17 protein-coding genes are annotated in these 21,409 nt (G+C 33.9%); 13 read left to right on the forward strand and 4 right to left on the reverse strand.

Going from position 1 to position 21,409, the window contains the following annotated elements; translation table 11 throughout:
• Window positions 1–62: 62 nt before the first annotated feature.
• The 8 genes from NLJ82_RS04635 to NLJ82_RS04670 all read left to right on the forward strand — a co-directional run bounded on the left by NLJ82_RS04635 (window position 63) and on the right by NLJ82_RS04670 (window position 9,605).
• Window positions 63–308, forward strand: a complete 246-nt coding sequence (locus tag NLJ82_RS04635) for a hypothetical protein (protein ID WP_000511817.1) — start codon at window positions 63–65, stop codon at window positions 306–308.
• 199 nt (window positions 309–507) lie between these two features.
• On the forward strand, window positions 508–2,799 hold the full coding sequence (locus tag NLJ82_RS04640) for a sensor histidine kinase (RefSeq protein WP_000592370.1): 2,292 nt from the start codon (window positions 508–510) through the stop codon (window positions 2,797–2,799).
• Window positions 2,800–2,841: 42 nt separating this feature from the next.
• Complete coding sequence (locus NLJ82_RS04645; protein WP_000626495.1) at window positions 2,842–3,501, forward strand: response regulator transcription factor; 660 nt, start codon at window positions 2,842–2,844, stop codon at window positions 3,499–3,501.
• Between the two features lie 349 nt (window positions 3,502–3,850).
• The gene (locus NLJ82_RS04650; RefSeq protein WP_076855670.1) at window positions 3,851–6,475 is read left to right on the forward strand and encodes an adhesive domain-containing protein; all 2,625 of its coding nucleotides are present in this window, start codon (window positions 3,851–3,853) and stop codon (window positions 6,473–6,475) included.
• A 55-nt stretch (window positions 6,476–6,530) separates the two neighbouring features.
• Window positions 6,531–6,875 carry an LPXTG cell wall anchor domain-containing protein gene (locus NLJ82_RS04655; RefSeq protein ID WP_001252493.1) on the forward strand — a complete coding sequence of 115 codons (345 nt, stop codon included), beginning with the start codon at window positions 6,531–6,533 and terminating at the stop codon, window positions 6,873–6,875.
• Window positions 6,876–6,902: 27 nt separating this feature from the next.
• On the forward strand, window positions 6,903–7,688 hold the full coding sequence (locus tag NLJ82_RS04660) for a WxL domain-containing protein (protein ID WP_000778936.1): 786 nt from the start codon (window positions 6,903–6,905) through the stop codon (window positions 7,686–7,688).
• Between the two features lie 50 nt (window positions 7,689–7,738).
• The gene (locus tag NLJ82_RS04665; RefSeq protein WP_000778945.1) at window positions 7,739–8,476 is read left to right on the forward strand and encodes a WxL domain-containing protein; all 738 of its coding nucleotides are present in this window, start codon (window positions 7,739–7,741) and stop codon (window positions 8,474–8,476) included.
• 103 nt (window positions 8,477–8,579) lie between these two features.
• On the forward strand, window positions 8,580–9,605 hold the full coding sequence (locus NLJ82_RS04670) for a WxLIP family cell surface protein (protein WP_000835829.1): 1,026 nt from the start codon (window positions 8,580–8,582) through the stop codon (window positions 9,603–9,605).
• An 837-nt stretch (window positions 9,606–10,442) separates the two neighbouring features.
• On the opposite strand, the gene NLJ82_RS04675 is transcribed toward NLJ82_RS04670, so the two are convergent.
• A complete protein-coding gene (locus NLJ82_RS04675; protein WP_000760980.1) occupies window positions 10,443–11,039 on the reverse strand; it encodes an NDxxF motif lipoprotein in 597 nt (198 codons plus the stop codon).
• A gap of 21 nt (window positions 11,040–11,060) precedes the next feature.
• Complete coding sequence (locus NLJ82_RS04680; protein WP_001042981.1) at window positions 11,061–11,621, reverse strand: DUF1700 domain-containing protein; 561 nt, start codon at window positions 11,619–11,621, stop codon at window positions 11,061–11,063.
• 402 nt (window positions 11,622–12,023) lie between these two features.
• Here NLJ82_RS04680 and alsS point away from each other — a divergent pair, with 402 nt between their 5' ends.
• Window positions 12,024–13,712, forward strand: a complete 1,689-nt coding sequence (gene alsS / locus NLJ82_RS04685) for an acetolactate synthase AlsS (protein WP_000103507.1) — start codon at window positions 12,024–12,026, stop codon at window positions 13,710–13,712.
• 16 nt (window positions 13,713–13,728) lie between these two features.
• Window positions 13,729–14,487 (forward strand): alpha-acetolactate decarboxylase, encoded by a 759-nt coding sequence (gene alsD / locus NLJ82_RS04690; RefSeq protein ID WP_000215047.1) that lies wholly within the window; start codon window positions 13,729–13,731, stop codon window positions 14,485–14,487.
• Window positions 14,488–14,810: 323 nt separating this feature from the next.
• On the opposite strand, the gene NLJ82_RS04695 is transcribed toward alsD, so the two are convergent.
• Window positions 14,811–15,428, reverse strand: coding sequence for a DNA-3-methyladenine glycosylase (locus NLJ82_RS04695; protein WP_001148802.1), 618 nt, complete (start codon window positions 15,426–15,428; stop codon window positions 14,811–14,813).
• Window positions 15,429–15,562: 134 nt separating this feature from the next.
• Here NLJ82_RS04695 and NLJ82_RS04700 point away from each other — a divergent pair, with 134 nt between their 5' ends.
• Window positions 15,563–16,435: a Cof-type HAD-IIB family hydrolase gene (locus tag NLJ82_RS04700; RefSeq protein ID WP_000640425.1), complete on the forward strand. Its 873-nt coding sequence runs from the start codon at window positions 15,563–15,565 to the stop codon at window positions 16,433–16,435.
• A gap of 36 nt (window positions 16,436–16,471) precedes the next feature.
• Here NLJ82_RS04700 and NLJ82_RS04705 read toward each other — a convergent pair whose 3' ends face one another.
• Window positions 16,472–18,211 (reverse strand): S-layer homology domain-containing protein, encoded by a 1,740-nt coding sequence (locus tag NLJ82_RS04705; RefSeq protein ID WP_000726515.1) that lies wholly within the window; start codon window positions 18,209–18,211, stop codon window positions 16,472–16,474.
• A 257-nt stretch (window positions 18,212–18,468) separates the two neighbouring features.
• Between NLJ82_RS04705 and NLJ82_RS04710 the strand changes: the two genes are divergently transcribed.
• Both NLJ82_RS04710 and NLJ82_RS04715 read left to right on the forward strand, forming a co-directional pair.
• Window positions 18,469–19,959 (forward strand): coproporphyrinogen III oxidase, encoded by a 1,491-nt coding sequence (locus NLJ82_RS04710; protein ID WP_001998823.1) that lies wholly within the window; start codon window positions 18,469–18,471, stop codon window positions 19,957–19,959.
• A 76-nt stretch (window positions 19,960–20,035) separates the two neighbouring features.
• Window positions 20,036–21,381 (forward strand): IS3-like element ISBth10 family transposase gene (locus NLJ82_RS04715; RefSeq protein WP_085964325.1). Its coding sequence is split into 2 segments (ribosomal slippage): window positions 20,036–20,477 and window positions 20,477–21,381, totalling 1,347 coding nucleotides; the frame shifts between segments, so codons are not numbered across the junction.
• The last annotated feature ends 28 nt before the right edge of the window (window positions 21,382–21,409 follow it).

Raw genomic sequence — 21,409 nt, forward strand, 5'->3', positions numbered from 1 at the left:
TTACATATACTATATTTACTAATGACGAAATGGATAAAAATAAAAAAGAGAGGTAAGAGTAGATGGGAATCCTTATAGATTTAAATAGTTTTAGAACGGAAATATTAGCGAAGCATGTACTTCATATGATGATAGAAAATGATTTCTTTTATCAAGGATCGCAATTGGTTGAAAATGTTTGGGTGAATGATTCAACTATTTTTATAAATAATGTAAAGATACTTACAAAAGGTATTGAAATTTATAAGAAAAATAATGAGTATTATTTAACGCATCAAGCGGATAATACTAGAGTTATATTATATTAATATAATATATAGAATATGGTAGGAACTTACAAATTCTATATACTTTATGTTATAATTTTCCCTTGTCTAATGAAAGTGTATATGTATTTTTATAGGGCTCTACTTCTTTTATGAAGTGGGGTTATTTTTAATTTTTCGTTAAGGGTGTAAAATACTATTTTTGTTTGGGGATTGTGTGTATTCGAAAAGGAGTTATGCAATGATAAAGAAAATGTGGAAATTTAAGGTTCAGTTTTTTATTTTATTACTAACGATTGTAGTTAGTTGGTACTGTGCTAGCTTAATAAAAAATTATCCTGAAACTGGAATATCGGTAAAATATAATTCTGACCAGTATGTTATATGTGATCTCTCGAAATATAGCTGGGCAGGGAAACGAGATTTTCAAATTGGAGACATTATAGAACAGATTGATGGTGAACCGCCATCTAAACATTTTACAGTTTCATCGTACCATTCAATTGAACAGGTGAAAAAAATAACGTTAAATAGGAATGGAGAAATAAAAGAGTTTGAGATAGAGTACCCGCCTTATAGTAAACAAGTTTTCTATCATCTTATTATTCCTATTGGTTTTTATATAGTATGTCTTTTAATGGTATTATACTTATTAATATTTGTTCCGGAAATAAATCGTAGTACAAATGATTTATTATATTTTTTAATTTCACTTGGAGTTAGTTTCATTAGTATTATAGCTGCTCAAAGAAAAGATACTTTATCCTTTATTGTGGCGTCACTTTCACTAGTATGTGTATTTACTTTCTTTATAAGATTTATGAAAATGTACTTCTCTAATAATCAAATAAAGTTTTTAACACCAAAACAGTTAAAAATTTTAAATTTCATATCAATATTTCTCGTTATATTAAGCATTCTTATACACATAAAATATAATGAATGGGCTAATTTATTTACAATTACTTTGAGTGCGCTACTATTTTTGTTTACAGTGTATCTTTTAGTAAGATTTTATTTTAAAAGTGGAAATAGCAGTTACTTTAAATATTTAAAAATTATTATTATTAGTTTTTTAGTGTCAGCAATTCCATTTATATGTTTATATTTAATTCCGAATTTGTTTTATGGAGAAGAGTTTATAAGTAGCGAAACGACAGGCATATTTTTCTTATTTATTCCGATTTGTATTTTTTATTTAGTAATCTCAGGGAAGATGTTTAATTTTAAATTTATTATTCAGCGACTTCCGTATTATATAGTTTTATCAGTAGGCGTTAACATGTTCTGTGCAGTATTAGGTATGGTCATCTTTGAAGACAGCGATGACCATTTATTAAAATGGGTTAAATTTAGAATAATTTCTATTATAATCTGTATTTGTTTTTTATACATTAAAGATTATATAGATTTAAAGCTAAGAAAAAGTTTGTATCATCATCAAAAAAATTATCAATTTAGTTTGCATCGTTTCTTACACCAAGCGAAAAATGAATATAAATTGCCCAATCTTATTTATAGTATAAGAAGAGAAATATCAGATATATTGAAAATTGAAGAAACGTGTTGTGTGGAAATAAATAAGAGAGAACATTCTATTCATGTTCTCGAGAGTGAATATATTCCAAGAAGAACAATAGAAGCATTATTTAATCATCAGTTGGACACGTATCAAGTAGGTTCCATCATACAGCTGGATAATCATTTTGGGTGTGTTCTTTCTATTTCAGGAGAAAAAATGATTATTTTAGTATGTAATCATAGTGAAAAAGAAAATTTAAATATAGATGAAATGGTTTGGATAGAAACATTATGTAATTATACAGATTTACTATTAGAATGCTCTAATCAAATTGAAGATTTATTAAAACAATTACAAGAAATAAATGATTTTGAGCAACCACCAATGTGGTTGGCAAGGCTTATGTTTAAACTATCTGAAAAAGAAAGAACGAATCTTGCAAGTGATATACATGATGGAGTTTTACAAGATCAAATACGTTTGTCTCGAAAATTTGAGAGTTATAAAGCTCGTGTTCAAGATGAAGAAACGAAAAAAATATTGAATGAAATTGAAGATGAACTATTAGATCATATTTATACAATTCGGGAAACATGTAATAATTTGAGACCACCATTTCTATATGAGTTAGGTTTAAAACAAGCACTCATAAATTTATTTAAACAAATTAATTTAAAAGCGACATTTTTCTTTTATTATGATATTCCTGAACGAATTGTTGCACCAAGTGTTGAACATGAACAAGCAATTTATCGAATTATGCAAGAGTTATTAAATAACGCTATGAAACATTCAAAAGCAACAAACGTAACAGTAAGATTATTTGAAAAAGACGAGCATTTATATTTAACTTATATAGATAATGGAGTTGGGATTGAGTTAGATGAAGTAAACTATTCTTACAACACATTAGGCTTGTCTGGGATTGTTACTAGAATCCAAAGTTTGAATGGAGAAATGACTGTTGAATCAAAACCTAATCGTGGGTTACAAATAATTATTAAATTTTAGATGAATCATCAGATGATACGATAATATTGAAAGGGTGATAATATGATTTCGGTACTTGTAGTAGATGATCATGTCGCAGTAGGGTTAGGGACGAAGGCGTTAATTGAAAAATATGATGATATGCACGTAGAGGTAGTACATGATAGTACAGAAGTAGAGCAATTGCTTAAGGATAAAAAGTATGATGTATACTTAATTGATTTACAAATGCCTAATGTGAATGGCTTAGATTTATCTAAGAAAATTATAAAGTTACATCCAGAGGCATCGATTCTTATTTTTACAGGGTTTGATATATTTTCTCATTATAATTTACTTATAGAAAATGGTGTTTTAGGCGTATTAAGTAAAACCTCATCAGAAGAACAGGTAATTAATTCGATTCGTCATGCGGTGAAAAAAGAGGTAGTTTTATCTTATCAGCTTATTCGACAGTTAAGAATAAAAGAAGCGATTTCGAATATAAAGAATAAAGATGGAGAAATTACGAATCAAATTTCATTAAATGAAGATGAAAAACAAATCTTAATAGAAGTGAGTAAAGGAAAGACAAATAAAGAGCTTGCTGAAATTTTAAATTTAAGTCAACGTTCTGTAGAGTATAAGCTAACGGATATATTCCATAAATTAAAAGTTTCTTCTCGAATGGAAGCTGTGCAGAAGGCGAAAGAATTGTGGTTGATTCCGTCGCTTGATTTGTAATTTACTAAAGTAATAATGATAAACAAATAGGTTTTTCTTCACGAAAGTGAAGAGAAACCTATTTGTTTATAAAGAGAAGTATCGAGATTGCGTTTTAGCGCAATTCATTTTGCGTGAAGACACTCTAGTTTTTCGTTTCGATATTTGGAAATAATGGTTAATCTAGGTATAGAATCGATGTGATATAGAGATTAGAAAAGTTATATTGATTCTTTAAAAAGAGATATCTAAATAATATGAATGTTTCGTAAGAATGAGTGTTTAATAAGAATATGATATGGATAATTGAATTAGGAAATTAGTCCTAGAATTTAGGTATCTTTAACACAATAAAGAGAGGAGGAGGAATTTGAAAACTAAGATCACAAACATTGGAAAAGTTTGTTTGGTTACCGGACTTGTTTTTACTCAATTTAGTAATCTTGATGTTTTTTCAAGCACTGCATATGCAATTGTAGATAAAAACACATCACCTTTTATAATGGAGATTGACAAGAGTACAAAACAGGTGAATGAAGAAGCAATCTTTACTATTGAAAGTTTAAATAGTGAGGAGGAAACAATTGAATTTTCATTACCAGATGGTGCTGATTTTAATGAAGAAGTTACAAAGAAATTAAATACGGGAAATGTAATGGTTGATACCATCAGTGTAGTAGAGAATTCAAGGGTTCGAATTGAAAAAAAAGAATCAAACAATGCTTTAGGAAAAGTTTTTATAGTAGCTAAAATGACCAAACCTGGGGATTTTGAGTTTGAAGTAAAGAGCCAAAATGGAAATACTGAGGTGAAAAGAAATAAAATCAGTCTTAGTGTTTTAGATGAAATTAAAGCAACTAGTGATAAAAAGCATATAGAACAAGCGGAAAATTCATTAGTAGAGCAGAATAAGGCTATTAATGAGAATCCAATTGTTGAGGATATTTCAATCAATCAAAAAGGCTTTAATGAACCTGATGATATTCCCAATAATGAACTAAAAACAAAAGAGGATACAAATAAAAAATCACCATCCATAATGGATGAAAAGATTTATGATGAAAAAACAAATCAATTTGCTGAAGATGGAAATGCTCATCAAGTAGAACTAGATCGGAAAAATATAGAGGATCCAGTGGTGGCAGATAAAAAAGAGGAAAGGGAAATTCCTTTGACAGAGTATGCTGCTGGTTCTTATCAAAGTATTTTGAAATACCCCGATGTTAAAGTAATTAATGAGGGGACAGGAGCGGGTCCTTCCATTCCAGGGAAATATGCATTTCAATTAAGATGGAGTCCAGACGTAAGTTACGAAGTATCAGGGGAAAATCGTACTTATGCTGCATATTATAGATTCAATAGTGGAAATGCTAATAAACAGTCTTACGTATTGATAAAAAATGTCGGGTTTTATAATGGATCATGGATAGATTTACGTATTAATGTTCTAGATATTAGTAGTGGTTATATTGATATATATAAGCCTACGAGTAAAAGGAGTGCAGGTGACTTTTTAAGGATAAATTATCATGGTTCTAAAGGTTCTGCGGCACAACTTTCTTATGAATTTATCAATCATAAAACAGGGCATACAACACCAGTATCATCAATGTGGAATTTTAAAAGGCTAAATGGCTATAAGTCGATAGATTTACGGACAGATGGAAATTATTTAACTAATCTATATACGTATAATACAACTACTATTGCGTATAAAGATAATGGTAATAGAACAAATAACTTTGTTGGTACTGGCGGTGGAGAAAAATCAAATACGAATATGTCGATTACATTTGATGAGATTGAAGAGTTACCCGTTCGCTTAAATTTAGAAAGAAGTACAGGGTGGTTAAAATATGAACGTGATGCGATTTCTAAAGTTGAGATGCCTGCACCAGATGTTGAGGGTAACACGACAGAAGATGATTCACAGGAGTTCTCTTATTATATCTATCAAAATGTGCCTTCTCAATCCGCGACATCTTATTATGCAAAATCGTTATCTATTGAAAGTGAAGTAGATGCAAGTTTTAAGCTTAATAATGTAAAGATAACAGATGAAGAACATAATGATGTTAGTAACTTTTTTGATGTAACAAGAAAAAATAATAAAATTATTGCTACAGCAAAAACAAATATAGTTAGAACAAGTCAATTCAATGATAAATTTTACAGAATTAAAGTAACGGGTTCACTGGTAGAAAATACTGATTTTATGAAGTATTACAAAAATGGATATCTCGAAATTCCAGTTGAAGCTAAGAACTATGTAGATGGTGACAAAAAAGGGCAAACAAGTAATCGGGATATCGCAAAAATAAAGTATAAAGGTATTCCTACAGGAGAAGCAGTTCCTCAAACTGTTAAAGTTGGTACTGATATATCTAAAATGGATATTTCAAAATTTGTAACAAATTTATCTGTGGATACGAATGCGAAAATAGATAAACCGATATCTGTAGTACGATTAGAGGATATACCAAAAACGAATACTCCGGGTGATTATACTGTTACAGCGATAATCAAAACGAAGCAGGGGGTAGAGGCAAAAGTTAAAGTCCCTATAAAAATTGTAGAAGGAACTTTGAAGCTAGTAAATGTCCCGAAAGCAATTTCTTTTAATAACTTAGTTATTTCATCTAAACCAACGATATATGCCCCCTCTTTCATTGATGGAAAAGTAACAGTAGTAGATGGGAGAGCGAAGAAGCAAAAATGGCATTTAGGTGTAAAGGAAATAAAACCACTTACATCTAATAATGGTGATCAGTTAATTGGTGCGATGATTTATACAGATAAAAAAGGCACCAACCATACGTTAAATATGGAAAATACGGAAGTATTATCACAAACTTTAAAAGACGATAACGATTATGATGTTTCTTGGCATAAAAATCAAGGGATTCGTTTGCAAGTGGCCCCAGGTCCCAATGTGAAAATTAATACTAAATATCAAGGTGAGTTACAGTGGACGTTAACAGATGCTCCTATTTAAAAAATTATATCTAAGGTGAGAGATTAGGTATAAAACTTAAAAAGGAGAGAATGTAATGAGAAGAGGCTTATTTTTGATATATGTTACATTTACTTGTTTAACAATGTTTGTATATTGCGAAACGGTTTTAGCAGGTAGCATGAATTCGAAAGCGGGAATAACTTTTTCAAATAGTTATAATCCAGATATAACTACCGATTCAATTATACCGGATGGATCTAAAGTAGTAGATAATACATCAGATGACCGTATGAATAAAAAGTTACTACCAAAAACAGGTGGGCATTCATCCTCACCAGTTCAATATGTGGGAGTAGGAATTATGTTAGTAGCCTTGGCTGTTTTTCTAGTAGTTAGAAATAATAATAGGGAAAATAGAAACAATGTTTCTATTCAATAAATAAACTCACAATAATGGAGGGAAATCATGAAATTAACAAAATTAGCATTAGCAGGCGCAGTATCATTTTCAACAGTATTAGCAGCAGGAGCACCAACATTTGCAGAAGAAGCTGGGAAAATGAATTCTTTAACAGATGTGACTTTCACAGAGAATAGTGAAGTTACGAAGCCAATTAACCCAATTGATTCAGAAGAAGAAGTAACAACAACAGGAAATCCAGATGATCCAGATGATCCAAAAGATCCAAAAAACCCGGATGATCCAGAAAATCCAGAAGATAACAACCATGAAGATGGAACACAAGGTCCATTAAGCATCGATTATGTATCGAACTTCCATTTTGGTAAACATAATATTTCTGGTAGTGACCAAGTTTACTATGCAAAATTAGATACAGTAAAAGCAAAAAGTGGAAATAAAGAAGTACCAAACTTCGTACAAGTAACAGATAACCGTGGTACAAACAAAGGGTGGAAATTAACGGTAAAGCAAAATGGTCAATTTAAAGCGGCAGATACTGAATTAACAGGTGCGGAATTAAAGTTAAGCAATCCGTTTGTAAATTCTGCAACAGATAAAAAATTCGCTCCAGCGGCAAAAGAAGTAACTTTAAATCCAGATGGTTCTACGCAAGAAGTAACAATCGCTGAAGCTGGTAACGGTATGGGAACATGGACGACTGCTTACGGTAAAGACAATGTTGAAGGAGCAAAGAGCGTTAGCTTATCTGTACCAGGTACAACTGCGAAAGTAAAAGATACAAAATATAAAACATCATTAACTTGGACTTTAGAAGATACACCTCAATAAGTTTTGTGTTTAGAAAATTAAAAATATAGAGATTGAAAAGGAGAAAGAATATGAAACTAACAAAATTAGCATTAGCAGGAGCAGTAACTTTATCAGCGTTAGCAGGAAGTACATCAGCATTAGCGGCTGAGCAAGATGGAGGAACATTGAATTCAAAAGCATTTATCAAATTTGAAAAGAACACAGATACTGTAGATCCAACGAATCCAATTAATCCAGATGAAGTAGTAGAACCAGTAGTAGATCCAGAAAATCCAGATGATGTACATGAAAAAGGTACAGATGGTCCATTAAGTATTGACTATGTATCAAACTTCAACTTTGAAACACAAAAAGCTTCTGGTAACAATGAACTTTACTATGCAAAGTTAGATACAGTAAAAGCTAAAGATGGAAATAAAGAAGTACCAAATTTTGTACAAGTAACAGATAACCGTGGTACAAATGCAGGGTGGAAATTGTCAGTAACACAAAATGATCAGTTTAAAACAGCTGATGGCAAAGAATTAACAGGTGCTACATTAACATTGAAAAATGGAACTCCAAATTCAGCTTCAGGTAGCGATGCTCCAGCAGCTGCGCAAGATATTACATTAGTTCCAGGACAAGCATCAGATGTTTTAACAGCTCAAGAAGAGCAAGGTATGGGAACATGGACAAATGCTTTCGGTAAATCAGTAGAAGAAGGTAAAAAGAGCGTAGAGTTAAGCGTGCCAGGTAAAACGAAGAAAGAACAAGCACAGTACACAACTTCTCTAACTTGGGAATTAAAAGACGCTCCAATGTAATATTGGTTTACATGGAAAATTTTAAGAAAGAGATAAGGGTAGATTTACTATCTTTATCTCTTTCGTTTGTCTATTAAAATTATGAATGCGAAGGGAATTTAATATGAAATCTATAAAGAAAATAGTAAGTAGTTTATTAGTATTTGTTTTTCTTTTTAACGTTTTTAATCTTAAAGCGAATGCGGCAGAAATGAAATTTGCTGTAAACGCAGTAATTCCAGAGAATCAAGTTGATAAAAACCAAACATATTTTGATTTAAAGATGGAACCAGGACAAAAACAAACGCTTCAAGTGCAAATGAAGAATGATACGGATAAAGAGGTTGTCGTAGAAACACATGCAAATACAGCTATTACAAATAGTAATGGAATTACAGATTATAGCGTGATTGATCCCCAACTTGACTCTACTCTTAAAATCCCATTTTCTAAAATTGCTAAAGTAAAAAAAGAAACAAAAATTCCTGCCAAAAGTACAATTACATTAGATGTAAATGTTGAAATGCCAAATGAAAGTTTTGATGGAGTCATTTTAGGTGGACTTTATTTTAAAGAGAAAGAAAATGATAAAGAAAAGAAAAGCGCAAAAGAAGTGCAGATTGAAAATAAATATGCATATGCAATTGGTGTTGTCTTAAGGGAAACGGACGCCCAAGTAAAGCCAGATATGAAATTAAATGAAGTAAAACCGGGACAAGTAAATGCGCGTAACGTAGTGACAGCGAATTTGCAAAATATAAAGCCAGCAATGTTAAAGAATTTAAGTGTAGATGCAAAAGTTTATACAGAAAAAGGTAAAGATGTATTACATGAAACGAAAAAAGAAAATTTAAGAATGGCACCAAATTCTAATTTTGATTATGCAATTAGTTGGGATAATAAAGCTTTAGAACCAGGAACGTATCGCCTCGAAATGAAAGCAACTGATGGTGATCAAAAATGGGAATGGACGAAAAAGTTCACGATTGAAGGAAAAGAAGCAAAGAAGTTAAATGATACAGCAGTAGAAGCGAAAAAGGATTATACTTTGTACTATATTATTGGTGGTACTTTACTACTGATTGCATTGCTAGTTTTAGTGTTTTTATTAGGAAGACGTTCAAAGAAAAAAGAGAATGAGGATGAATAAGGTTGGAGAATATATAAAAAGCACTGTTACTTAAAGACAGTGCTTTTTATTTATGTACTGTTAGACATTTTGCGAAGCAAATTTGCGTTTAAACGATAAGGTTTTTCGGTGAAAATAGCAAAAGTATTATTTATACTATACTTACAGGGAAATAAATAATTTAACTTTTGTTTGTAGTTAAGTATTTATTTAGTCTGCTTCACGCTATTTCATGTATTAATTCTCAATTATTATTTTTCAGCACATAGTTTTAGTTATCGCTTTTCTGTGTACCTATTTTATAAATATTGAATAGCGCGAAGCTTTACCCTTACCCCATTAGTATTAATTGTTGGAAGGCTCCTTACATGTAAGGAGCCTTTTACGCATTTATCTACAGTTTTACATCTTTTATCGTTGTAAGCAAAAAATTTTTGAATTACCGAAAGAAAAATTGCGTTCATACGAGGGAATCATTCGGTGAAACAGAATGGATAATGTATTATAGTTTAATTAAAGGCAAAATAAAACTCGCGAGGGCTGATCACTTAATATATTGCCTTTTATTAAGTTGTTCAGTTATTTTTAGATATATCAAGATAGTATTAATAGGTAGAATGTTTTGAAAGACAGTCAACTGGAACTGTGTTTAGTTACAATGAGTAAAATAGTCATTTTATTATGTTTTAATCATCGTTAGAGAAGTGAAAATTAACTTTTAGTGATGAGTTACTCCAATAATAAAAGTCCTATATCTTGTCAATATAGTGATTTTTATTGTCCTTTGTTATTTGTTGTTAATTCTGGAGGGACCTTCTTTATGAAGGTCCTTTTTTTTATGTTTTAATACAACTTGAATTATTTTTTGAAATACTCAGTCTCAATGTTCTTTTCCCTCAAAAACTTTTCAATCTCTTTTTGCTCTCTTCCATTCACTTTCTCAAAGCGCTTTGTAAAAGAAAAATCGGTTTTGAACAAGTTGCCATCTTCAGCGAGTTTGTCTAGTTCTTGCTCTAATTCTACTGAAAGTGCCGTAGACGCTGAAATGTAATCATGAATTTCCTTTGAAGGCTGTTTATAATCATGAGGGATCGTATTGTTATTAATAAAATTAAGGAAATTCGCATCGTTTTGTTGAGCTAAATCTATTAGTTTTTGTAATTTCTCTCGGTCGGATTCCGTAACCTTCTCGTCAGACATGGCTGACGAAAGTGGAACGATGTTTTCGTATAACTCTCCGCTATAATCTAAATAAGTTTTTATATTTTGTTTCATTTCATCTTCGTTAATCGTTTCATTCTTTTTTGAGGAAGTGAATATAGTTTCCGGAATTTTAACCGTAACATCTTTAATAGATTGTACATCGTTTTCTTCCTTAGGTTGTGCACTGTTTGAACAAGCTGATAGAAATAAAACTGTAAGTAGCATGAGTGAATATAAAGTATATTTCTTCATTTTAATCTCCTTTTTTATTCATTAGTGTCTTTGTAAAATAGCTATATTCCATTTCAAATACTTTACTAAAAGTGCGTATATATGTTTGACCATTTGATAACATACGACGGATATGAGTAAACCGACGCAAAAAGCGATGAACACATTATAAACATCGGAATAACTAATTTGATGAAACCCTTTAAAGAATCCTAATCCTATTAATAAAATAGGTGAAATAATTAATACTGGAGTGGCAATGATTAGTGCTAGAAGAAAAGGTAATAAAAAGAGTAGTACGAAAAAGGCGATAAAGATAAAGGCAAAGTTTAAAACACTTAAGCTCATAACAGAAAATAGTGCAGTTATCATATTTTTGAAGCTTCGTTTCTTGTCAGCATTGCTTATTGCATAGGAAACATTAAGTTCTTTAGCAATAGCTTTAGGGTTTCCTAGTTTTTTAGAAATTTCTTCTTCGCATATTCCATCCTGTTTACCACTAATAAAATGAGTTTCGTACTCTGAGATGATATCCTCCTTTTCTGAATTAGGTATATTCCGTAGGGAGGAACTAAGTTGGCTTAAAAATTCACTTTTGTTCATTGTAATCACTTCCCTTTATAAAATAATGAATTATAGCTGAGAATTCGCTCTTTTTTGAGAGGGGGATATACTAACTACGAATGTTATTCCAATTAATGGGTGTTCCAATATTTACAAATATATCATTTAGTAGTGTTCTTTGCAAGGTACTGTAAACATTTTGGTACCGTGATGAGATGGAAGTTTTTTAGATTTTTTCGAGAAAATATGAAAATATTATTTTAAGATAAATAAAGGGTTGTAAGCGCATTCCTTAATGAGTGTCATAAAACTGTCAAATTCATATCATTGGAAAAATAATGCATTTGTAATATAATGATAAATAATACTTCACCACGTTAATTAACCAGGTGAAGTTTAAAATCTTTATTACACAAATTATGAAACAAAGGAATGGTTAGTTTGAGTACAGGTGTAAAAGCAAACGACGTGAAGACAAAAACAAAAGGAGCAGATCTTGTTGTTGATTGTTTAATTAAACAAGGTGTTACACATGTTTTCGGTATTCCAGGAGCGAAGATTGACTCTGTATTTGATGTACTGCAAGAAAGAGGACCAGAGTTAATTGTTTGTCGTCATGAACAAAATGCAGCATTTATGGCAGCTGCGATTGGTAGATTAACAGGAAAACCGGGCGTATGTCTTGTAACTTCAGGACCAGGGACATCAAATTTAGCGACAGGTCTTGTTACTGCGAATGCGGAGAGTGATCCCGTTGTTGCTTTAGCTGGTGCAGTTCCACGTACAGATCGATTAAAACGTACGCACCAATCTATGGATAATGCTGCACTATTCGAACCAATCACAAAATATAGCGTAGAAGTAGAGCATCCTGATAATGTGCCAGAAGCATTATCAAATGCATTCCGAAGTGCGACTTCCACAAATCCAGGCGCTACTTTAGTAAGTCTTCCGCAAGACGTTATGACTGCGGAAACGAATGTAGAGTCTATCGGTGCGCTTTCTAAGCCACAGCTTGGAATCGCTCCCACACATGATATTACATACGTAGTAGAAAAAATAAAAGCAGCGAAATTGCCGGTTATTTTACTCGGTATGAGAGCAAGCACAAATGAAGTGACGAAAGCTGTTCGTGAATTAATTGCGGATACAGAACTTCCTGTCGTTGAAACATATCAAGCAGCTGGTGCGATTTCACGTGAATTAGAAGATCATTTCTTCGGCCGCGTTGGCTTATTCCGTAACCAACCAGGTGATATTTTACTAGAAGAAGCGGACCTTGTTATTTCTATCGGTTATGACCCAATTGAGTATGATCCGAAATTCTGGAATAAACTTGGGGACAGAACGATTATTCATCTTGATGACCATCAAGCAGATATCGATCATGATTACCAACCAGAGCGTGAATTAATTGGTGATATTGCCTTAACAGTAAATAGTATCGCAGAAAAATTACCGAAACTTGTGTTAAGTACGAAATCAGAAGCAGTATTAGAACGATTACGTGCGAAATTATCAGAACAAGCAGAAGTTCCAAATCGTCCTTCAGAAGGTGTTACGCATCCACTTCAAGTGATTCGTACACTTCGTTCTTTAATTAGTGACGATACAACTGTTACATGTGACATCGGTTCCCATTCTATTTGGATGGCGAGATGTTTCCGTTCTTATGAACCACGTAGATTATTATTTAGTAACGGTATGCAAACGTTAGGTGTTGCACTCCCTTGGGCAATCGCAGCTACTTTAGTAGAACCAGGTAAAAAAGTAGTTTCCGTATCAGGTGACGGTGGTTTCTTATTTTCAGCGATGGAGTTAGAAACGGCGGTACGCTTAAATTCTCCAATCGTCCATCTCGTTTGGAGAGACGGCACATATGATATGGTTGCATTCCAACAAATGATGAAATACGGCAGAACATCAGCTACAGAGTTTGGGGATGTTGATCTTGTGAAATATGCGGAAAGTTTCGGGGCGTTAGGTCTTCGTGTTAACACGCCTGATGAATTAGAAGGGGTATTAAAATCTGCATTAGCAGCAGATGGTCCTGTCATTATTGATATTCCAATTGACTATCGTGACAACATTAAATTAAGCGAAAAATTATTACCAAACCAATTAAACTAATGGAGGCAGATTTGAGATGACGGTTGCGCAATTAATGGATATTGATGCAAAAAGAACGAAAACGAATAACGAAGTATATCAAACATCTACAATGCTTGCGCTATTAGATGGTATATATGATGGTGTGATTAGCTTTGAAGATTTGAAAAAACATGGTGATTTCGGTATCGGCACATTTGATCAGTTAGATGGTGAAATGATTGCGTTTGATAACGAATTTTATCATTTACGTTCAGACGGTTCAGCAGAAAAAGTAGAGCCAGAAGAAACAACGCCATTTGCGACTGTAACGTTTTTTGAAAAAGAAATGAGTTATACAGTGGAGCAGCCGATGAATCGTGAAGAAGTGGAAGCTTTATTACATGAATTAATGCCGAGTAAAAACCTATTTTATGGTATTCGAATGGATGGTACGTTCCGCGAAGTAAGAACGAGAACGGTTCCAAGACAAGAAAAACCGTATACACCACTCGTTGAAGTGACGAAATCACAACCAATCTTCTCATTTGAAAATACAGAAGGTACGCTTGCTGGATTTTGGACACCAGATTATGCGCAAGGTATTGGTGTAGCTGGATTCCACTTACATTATATTGACGATGAAAGAAGCGGAGGCGGACATGTTTTCGACTATGTTGTTGAAAACTGTACGATCCAAATTTGTCAAAAAGCTCATATGCATTTAGCACTTCCAGAAACAGCTGATTTTATGGCGGCTGAATTATCTAGAGAAAACTTAGAGGATAATATTGCGACTGCGGAAGGTGCGGAGTAAAAAGGGAGAGAGGCTGTCCCAAAAGGTGCTTTTTAGCCAAAATCGAATAGAAAGTGAAAGGAAGAAACGTTGATTTAATAACGTTTCTTCCTTTTCAATTTCATGTGATTTTACTTCGAAAGAGACTTATGAGACAACATCTTCTTTTATTTGTCGGTAAGTCGATATTGTTTATCCCGCTTTAATGGGCAGTAAGATCCCCACTTCCAAATTCAGCGAAAGCAAAGAAGTTAGGCGGGGGATCAACTGCCCATAAAAGTCCGATTGGTTCAACTAATAATCAGTGGGGGATGAAGGCACTCCCCACTGATTAAAGTTTCACTTTATTTCTTTGAAACAAACGGATGCCCCTCATAATAAAAACGCCACGGATAATGTACAGCTTCTTCTGCATAGTCGATATTAATACGAGGTCCTGCTGTTATTTTATATTGTGATGATATGTGTTCTTCTTCTGGGACGAGTTCAATATGCAATGTGTCACTTTGTAATGATACGCCTCGTTCTTCTAAAGTGATTCCAAGGGCACGACATAATTTTCCAGGTCCGTTCGTTAAATTTTTATACTGCGCCTTTGTAATGTCAGTTTTGTTATAGCGCGCTAGTTTTATTTCTTCTATTCCATCTACCGGCTCAAGGGCTCGAATGAGAACACCTTGCGGGGTGCCTACTGGTGCTGTAATGACGTTAAAACAATGGTACATACCGTAAATTAAATATACGTAAGCATGTCCTGGCGCACCAAACATGACTTCCGTACGATCCGTCCGTCTGCCGCCGTAACTATGTGCGGCCTTATCACCCGGACCTTTGTATGCTTCTACTTCAACAATGATTCCACTTCGCTTTATTCCATCTACAATATGAACAAGTTTCTGTCCGAGTAATTTTTTTGCGACTTCTAACGTATCGCCTTCATAAAAGGAAGGTGGTGCTTGCATTGTACTATCTCCTTTACTAAGTGTATATGTATATAGTAAACCAAATTTTCAGTAGTAATTCTAACTCGTTCTATTTGCTACATTTATTTCATAAATTATGGATAGAGTACAACAGCGAAGAGGGGGAGTGCGACATGATTTATCGCTTACTAGCTCTTAACATAGATGGGACACTACTATACAACAACGGAAAAATTGCAAAAGGATTAAGAGAAACAATTGAATTTGTAAAAAGAAAAGACGTATACGTTACATTATTTACGAGCCGGAATTTTCAGTCCGCTCATAAAGTAGCAAAGGCGTTAAAATTAGATTCTATATTAGTGACACATGGCGGTGCTTTCGTTTCAGCAACTTTAGATAAGCCGTACGTTCAAAGAAGATTATCGGAAGAGAAGACATTTAACATTGTGCAAGTATTGGAGCATTTTGACTGTAACGTCCGCATTTCTCATGAACGGTTTTCAATCGGAAATCGTGAGAGAAATACACCAAACTTAATTGCGCGTACTGTGCTATCGAGTGCGGATCCGTTATTTTATCCAGTTCAATTTGTAGATTCGTTAGGTGATGCGCTTCGTGATCATCCAGTCGCGGCGCCAAAAATTGATGTTCTTTTCCAAACGAAAGGTGAAAAAGAAAGAGGACTGAATACATTAAGAAAAGCGTTTCAAGATATAGAGTATATTGAATGTGATTCAAAACGAATAGAAATTTTGCCACAAAATGTATCAAAATTACGTGGATTACAATTGCTTGGAGAGCATTTAAATATTTCGTTAAACGAAATGGTTGCCATTGGAGATAGCATGGAAGATTTAGAGGTTATTGAAAATGTGGGTCTCGGAGTAGCGATGGGGAACGCGCCTGTAGAGGTAAAACAAGCGGCCGACTGGATTACACGTTCAAATAGTGAGAACGGCGTAGAGTATATGATTAAAGAGCATTTCCGCAAGCAATTCCCGCTTCCGTTTTTGAAGAATCATAAAAATACACCGAAACGATAAAGGAAAAACGTAGCTTTTGGCTACGTTTTTCTTTGTTTAAGCTTCAATAACTTTAAGCATTCGATTTAAAAATGCGGCTGCTTCAGCGCGTGTTGCTGTGCCTTTTGGTACGAATTCATTTCGTTCGTTACCTTTTACAATTCCGTATGCGTAAACATTTTGTAATGCTTTTTTATCGTATGCTAAGTGTTGGTCAGTGAATGGTAATTTCACTTCTTTTCTATAAATCCAGTTATATTCTAATGCACGGTCAATCATAATAACAGCTTCATCACGTGTTATTGTAGCATTGGGATCAAATTTATTATTCCCACGACCATTAATGATCCCTGCGCTAGCGGCGCGGTTAATTCCATCTATTAAAGATGGGTGTGCTTCGTTTAAGTCTGTAAATTTAGCGTTTCCAGCAGGTAATTTTAAAGCTCTCGACATTAAATTTGCAAACTCAGCTCGTGTCACGAGGCGGTTTGGCCAGTAAGAACCATTGCCGTCACCGAACATGATTTTTCTAGCAGCTAATTGACGAATGTCTTGCTCATACCAACCACCTGCAATGTCGTCTTTTTCATGAGGGACTTCTGGCGGCGGCATAACATCTTTACGATGTTCGTTATAGTAAGCGTTCGTGCCCTTTAAGAAAGCATCCCATTGTCCGCGCTGAATCATAAATGCAGGGCAGTTTTTTCCGCTCCAAAATTGATGCTTTTGAACGTGATCTAGAGATATGTTTAATTCATTCATTAAGAAAGCAGCTAACTTGCGCGCATTTTCTACCGCTTTCGTATAATTTCCATCACTATTCACAGCAATTTCAATTCCGATAGATTCATAGTTTCCAGTTTTATCTCCAGCATGCCACCCAACTTCATTTAGCGGAAGATGTTGATAAATTTCTTTGTCATCTACTGTAAAATGCCAAGACGCTGAACGATCAGTATTTCCGCGAGCTTGATTATCTAAGTACTTCGCATGATTTAAAGCGTTCGCACCTTTACTTGTATTAGCAGTTTCATGAATTGTAATGTATTTCGGTTCCATTGCGTAGCCAGGGCGAATATTTTCATTTCCTTTTGGAACAATCATTTCTTTAAAAGTAACACCATAAACGTTATTTGTAGGTAAATTAGATGGTGTTTTGAAGAAAGTTGCGCTTCTCTTTTCGATAGCACCTGTTTTTTCAAATAATGATGCTTTCGTACCGTCGAATGTAGCTGAAGGAGCATAAATCCATTTCTCAGTTCCGTTCATTTGAATGTTAAACCAATTCCCAGCTTGTTCAGTAGGAGTTACTGTTTGTGGCTGTAATTTCGTTTCTTCTTTAAACGATTGGAAAGGGAAGGAATATACTGATGCTTCTTCTGTTACGATTAGTTTTTGATTCGAGAGTTTATGAATCTCTTGTACTTCTAAACTATTACTTTCCTTATTAATCCAGCCAGCACCAAACGTAGTTTGTATGTAATATGCATTCCCTTTTTTCTTCGTTGCTTTTACTACTGGTTCAGCAATTTCAATATTTGTTTTCGTTTTTAAGTCATTTGAATTGTATAGTGGAAGTTTTGTTGATAAGTGGAGAAGATATTCACCCGAGATTTCAAGGTCGTTTTCTTCGTCATGTCTATGCTGTTTTGCATGTTCTTCAATGCTTTTTAAAGCTTGTTCATCCATAGACAATTCCGCAGTTTTTTCTATACTTTCTGCGAATGAATGGGTAGGCGCTACAAATGTTTGTAATGCCAAAGATAATGCTAAAATGTTGTAAAACTTTTTTTTCATAGTTGTTTTAACACGTGATAGTCTTTCGTGCGTGTTAAGAGTCCTCCTTTATATGTATTTAAATTAGTAGCAAGTACTAATACGTTCTAGATTGTAACAAGAGTATATTCTAATGTCTATACAACTAGGGAAAGTTCATGAAAAATCAATATTCAGTTTGTTTTAAATAGGATATGAAAATAAGGTAAAACCTTCTGTATTGACCTGCAAACGCCCTTCAAGTAAACTAAAGAGAGTTTGCAAATGAAAAGGTGATAATGTTGTTAATTTCAATTAAAACGTTACAAGATGATCGTTTTTTACGTCCGCTACAAAATATTGGCGGCTTATTTTTTGAAGATAGTACGATTGGATTTGAACAAGAGGAAGCAAATCTTATCGTTGATATACACATTGAAGAGAATGTGAAAGCATCAGCTCGTTTAACAGATGTTGCGACTGGAAATGTGTATGAAGAAACATTCGCAAAAGATTTATCTGCTTTTACAGATGAAAAAGAGCGTATGAAGCAAGTGAAGCACGTTGTTTCTTATGTATATCTTTCTGTTCTTCAGCAGTTAACTGGTATTGAACAAAGCTGGGGTATTTTAACTGGAGTTCGTCCAACGAAACTTCTTCATAAAATGCTTCAAAACGGTATGTCAAAAGAAGAAGCACACCAAGAACTTCGTGAAAGTTATTTAATTCATGAAGAGAAAATTGAACTCCTTCAACGTATCGTTGATTGCCAATTAGCGGTAGTTCCGGATTTATATCGTTTGAAAGAGGAAGTAAGTATTTATATCGGTATCCCATTCTGCCCAACAAAATGTGCATATTGTACATTCCCGGCGTATGCAATTAACGGACGTCAAGGCTCTGTTGATTCATTCTTAGGTGGTTTACATTATGAAGTTCGTGAAATTGGTAAGTTTTTAAAAGAAAAAGGTGTAAAAGTTACGACGATTTATTACGGCGGCGGTACACCGACAAGTATTACAGCAGAAGAGATGGATATGCTGTATGAAGAAATGTATGAAGCGTTCCCAGATGTGAAAAATGTGCGTGAAGTAACAGTTGAGGCAGGTCGCCCAGATACAATTACGCCAGCGAAGCTAGAAGTGTTAAATAAATGGAACATTGACCGTATTAGTATTAATCCGCAGTCATACCATCAAGAAACATTAAAAGCAATTGGACGTCATCATACTGTAGAAGAAACAATTGAGAAGTATCATTTAGCTCGTGAAATGGGAATGAATAATATTAATATGGATTTAATTATTGGTCTTCCTGGTGAAGGGTTAGATATTTTCAAGCATACGCTAGATGAAACAGAAAAGTTAATGCCAGAATCATTAACAGTTCATACGTTATCATTTAAACGTGCTTCCGAAATGACGCAAAACAAACGTAAATATAAAGTAGCAGGTCGCGAAGAAATTACAGCGATGATGCACGAAGCAGAAGAGTGGACGCAAAAGCATAATTACGTACCATATTACCTATACCGTCAAAAGAATATTTTAGGTAACTTAGAGAACGTTGGTTATGCAATGCCGACGCAAGAAAGTATTTACAACATTGTCATTATGGAAGAAGTACAATCAATTATCGGACTTGGCTGCGGGGCATCAAGTAAATTTGTTCATCCGAAGACAGGTGCAATTACGCACTTTGCGAATCCGAAAGATCCAAAATCATATAATGATGGCTTCGTAAAATATACAGAAGACAAACTGAAAATTTTAGAAGAGCTATTTGCATAAGAAGAAAGGAGCTGTTCCGAGTCTGAAGTGCACCCCAATTGTTAGACACAGTCTAACAATTGGAGGTGCATTTTTTATGGCTAAATTTTCTTCAAAAGAAAAAATCCAAGCGGTGAAACGATATTTAGATGGTACAGAAAGTGGAAAAATAATTGCTAAATCTGTAGGAGTTAACCCTAGCGTACTTCGTGAGTGGATTAGACGATATGAGTCTTCAGGTGAAAAGGCCTTTGAAAAGTGCTATACATTCTACCCAGCCCAGTATAAACTAGATGTACTTTATTATATGAATGAACACGGGACATCTATCAGAGAAACAGCGGCACTTTTCAATATACCGTCTTATGAAACACTTCGGAAATGGAAAATAGCTTATGAAACAGGAGGACTGGATGCCCTACAATTAAAGAAAAAGGGGCGTCCAACCATGAAAGATAAAAAAATAAAACCAGTAGATGAAGGATCAATCGAAGCCTTACAAGCGGAAAATGAGCGTTTACGTATGGAAAATGCATATTTAAAAAAGTTGAATGCCTTAGTTCAAAACAAAGAAAAATCACCAAACAAGACAAAGCGCAAGTAATCTACGAGTTAAGGCATGAATTTCCTATCAAGGAGTTACTTCAACTCGCAAACATTCCACGTAGTACGTACTATTACTGGATGAAACGTTTTAATCGTCCTGATCCAAATGCGGAGGTAAAAGAACTGATTCAAGCTATTTATAATGAACACGATGGGTGTTATGGCTATCGTCGTATTCGTGATGAACTTATGAATCGTGGACACAAAGTAAATCATAAAAAAGTGTATCGCCTTATGAAAGAATTAGGGTTAAAATGTCTGGTTCGTATGAAAAAATATCGCTCTTACAAAGGGACAGTTGGGAAAATTGCGCCAAATATTTTAAATCGCAACTTCCAAGCTGAAAAACCAAATGAAAAGTGGGTTACAGATATTACGGAGTTTAAATTATTTGGGGAGAAGTTATACCTATCACCAATGTTGGATTTATTTAATGGTGAAATTATCACGTATACAATTGGTCCCAGACCGACCTATTCCCTTGTTTCAACGATGTTGGACCAAGCACTTTATTGTGTAACCGATCCGGATAAACTCCTCATTCACTCTGATCAAGGTTGGCACTATCAAATGAAACAATACCGTCATTCTCTTAAGAATTGTGGCATAACTCAAAGTATGTCTCGCAAAGGAAACTGTTATGACAATGCCGTTATTGAAAATTTCTTCGGTATCATGAAATCGGAATTTCTGTATCGAAAAGAATTTGAAAATATAACACATTTCAAACAAGAATTAGCAAAGTATATAGAATACTATAACCATAAAAGAATTAAGGCAAAATTAAAGGGTATGAGCCCAGTACAATACCGGGCTCATATCCTAGAGGCTGCCTAATGAAACGACCTGTCTAACTTTCGGGGGT

It is taken from the genome of Bacillus paranthracis (assembly GCF_024296885.1).
Classification (GTDB): Bacteria; Bacillota; Bacilli; order Bacillales; family Bacillaceae_G; genus Bacillus_A; species Bacillus_A paranthracis.

Excerpts from the sequence above, each read along its gene's own strand:
- NLJ82_RS04635 (WP_000511817.1), top strand. The coding sequence starts at position 63 with ATGGGAATCCTTATAGATTTAAATAGTTTTAGAACGGAAATATTAGCG.
- NLJ82_RS04640 (WP_000592370.1), top strand. The coding sequence starts at position 508 with ATGATAAAGAAAATGTGGAAATTTAAGGTTCAGTTTTTTATTTTATTA.
- NLJ82_RS04645 (WP_000626495.1), top strand. The coding sequence starts at position 2,842 with ATGATTTCGGTACTTGTAGTAGATGATCATGTCGCAGTAGGGTTAGGG.
- NLJ82_RS04655 (WP_001252493.1), top strand. The coding sequence starts at position 6,531 with ATGAGAAGAGGCTTATTTTTGATATATGTTACATTTACTTGTTTAACA.
- NLJ82_RS04660 (WP_000778936.1), top strand. The coding sequence starts at position 6,903 with ATGAAATTAACAAAATTAGCATTAGCAGGCGCAGTATCATTTTCAACA.
- NLJ82_RS04665 (WP_000778945.1), top strand. The coding sequence starts at position 7,739 with ATGAAACTAACAAAATTAGCATTAGCAGGAGCAGTAACTTTATCAGCG.
- NLJ82_RS04670 (WP_000835829.1), top strand. The coding sequence starts at position 8,580 with ATGAAATCTATAAAGAAAATAGTAAGTAGTTTATTAGTATTTGTTTTT.
- NLJ82_RS04675 (WP_000760980.1), bottom strand. The coding sequence starts at position 11,039 with ATGAAGAAATATACTTTATATTCACTCATGCTACTTACAGTTTTATTT.
- NLJ82_RS04680 (WP_001042981.1), bottom strand. The coding sequence starts at position 11,621 with ATGAACAAAAGTGAATTTTTAAGCCAACTTAGTTCCTCCCTACGGAAT.
- alsD (WP_000215047.1), top strand. The coding sequence starts at position 13,729 with ATGACGGTTGCGCAATTAATGGATATTGATGCAAAAAGAACGAAAACG.
- NLJ82_RS04695 (WP_001148802.1), bottom strand. The coding sequence starts at position 15,428 with ATGCAAGCACCACCTTCCTTTTATGAAGGCGATACGTTAGAAGTCGCA.
- NLJ82_RS04700 (WP_000640425.1), top strand. The coding sequence starts at position 15,563 with ATGATTTATCGCTTACTAGCTCTTAACATAGATGGGACACTACTATAC.
- NLJ82_RS04705 (WP_000726515.1), bottom strand. The coding sequence starts at position 18,211 with ATGAAAAAAAAGTTTTACAACATTTTAGCATTATCTTTGGCATTACAA.
- NLJ82_RS04710 (WP_001998823.1), top strand. The coding sequence starts at position 18,469 with ATGTTGTTAATTTCAATTAAAACGTTACAAGATGATCGTTTTTTACGT.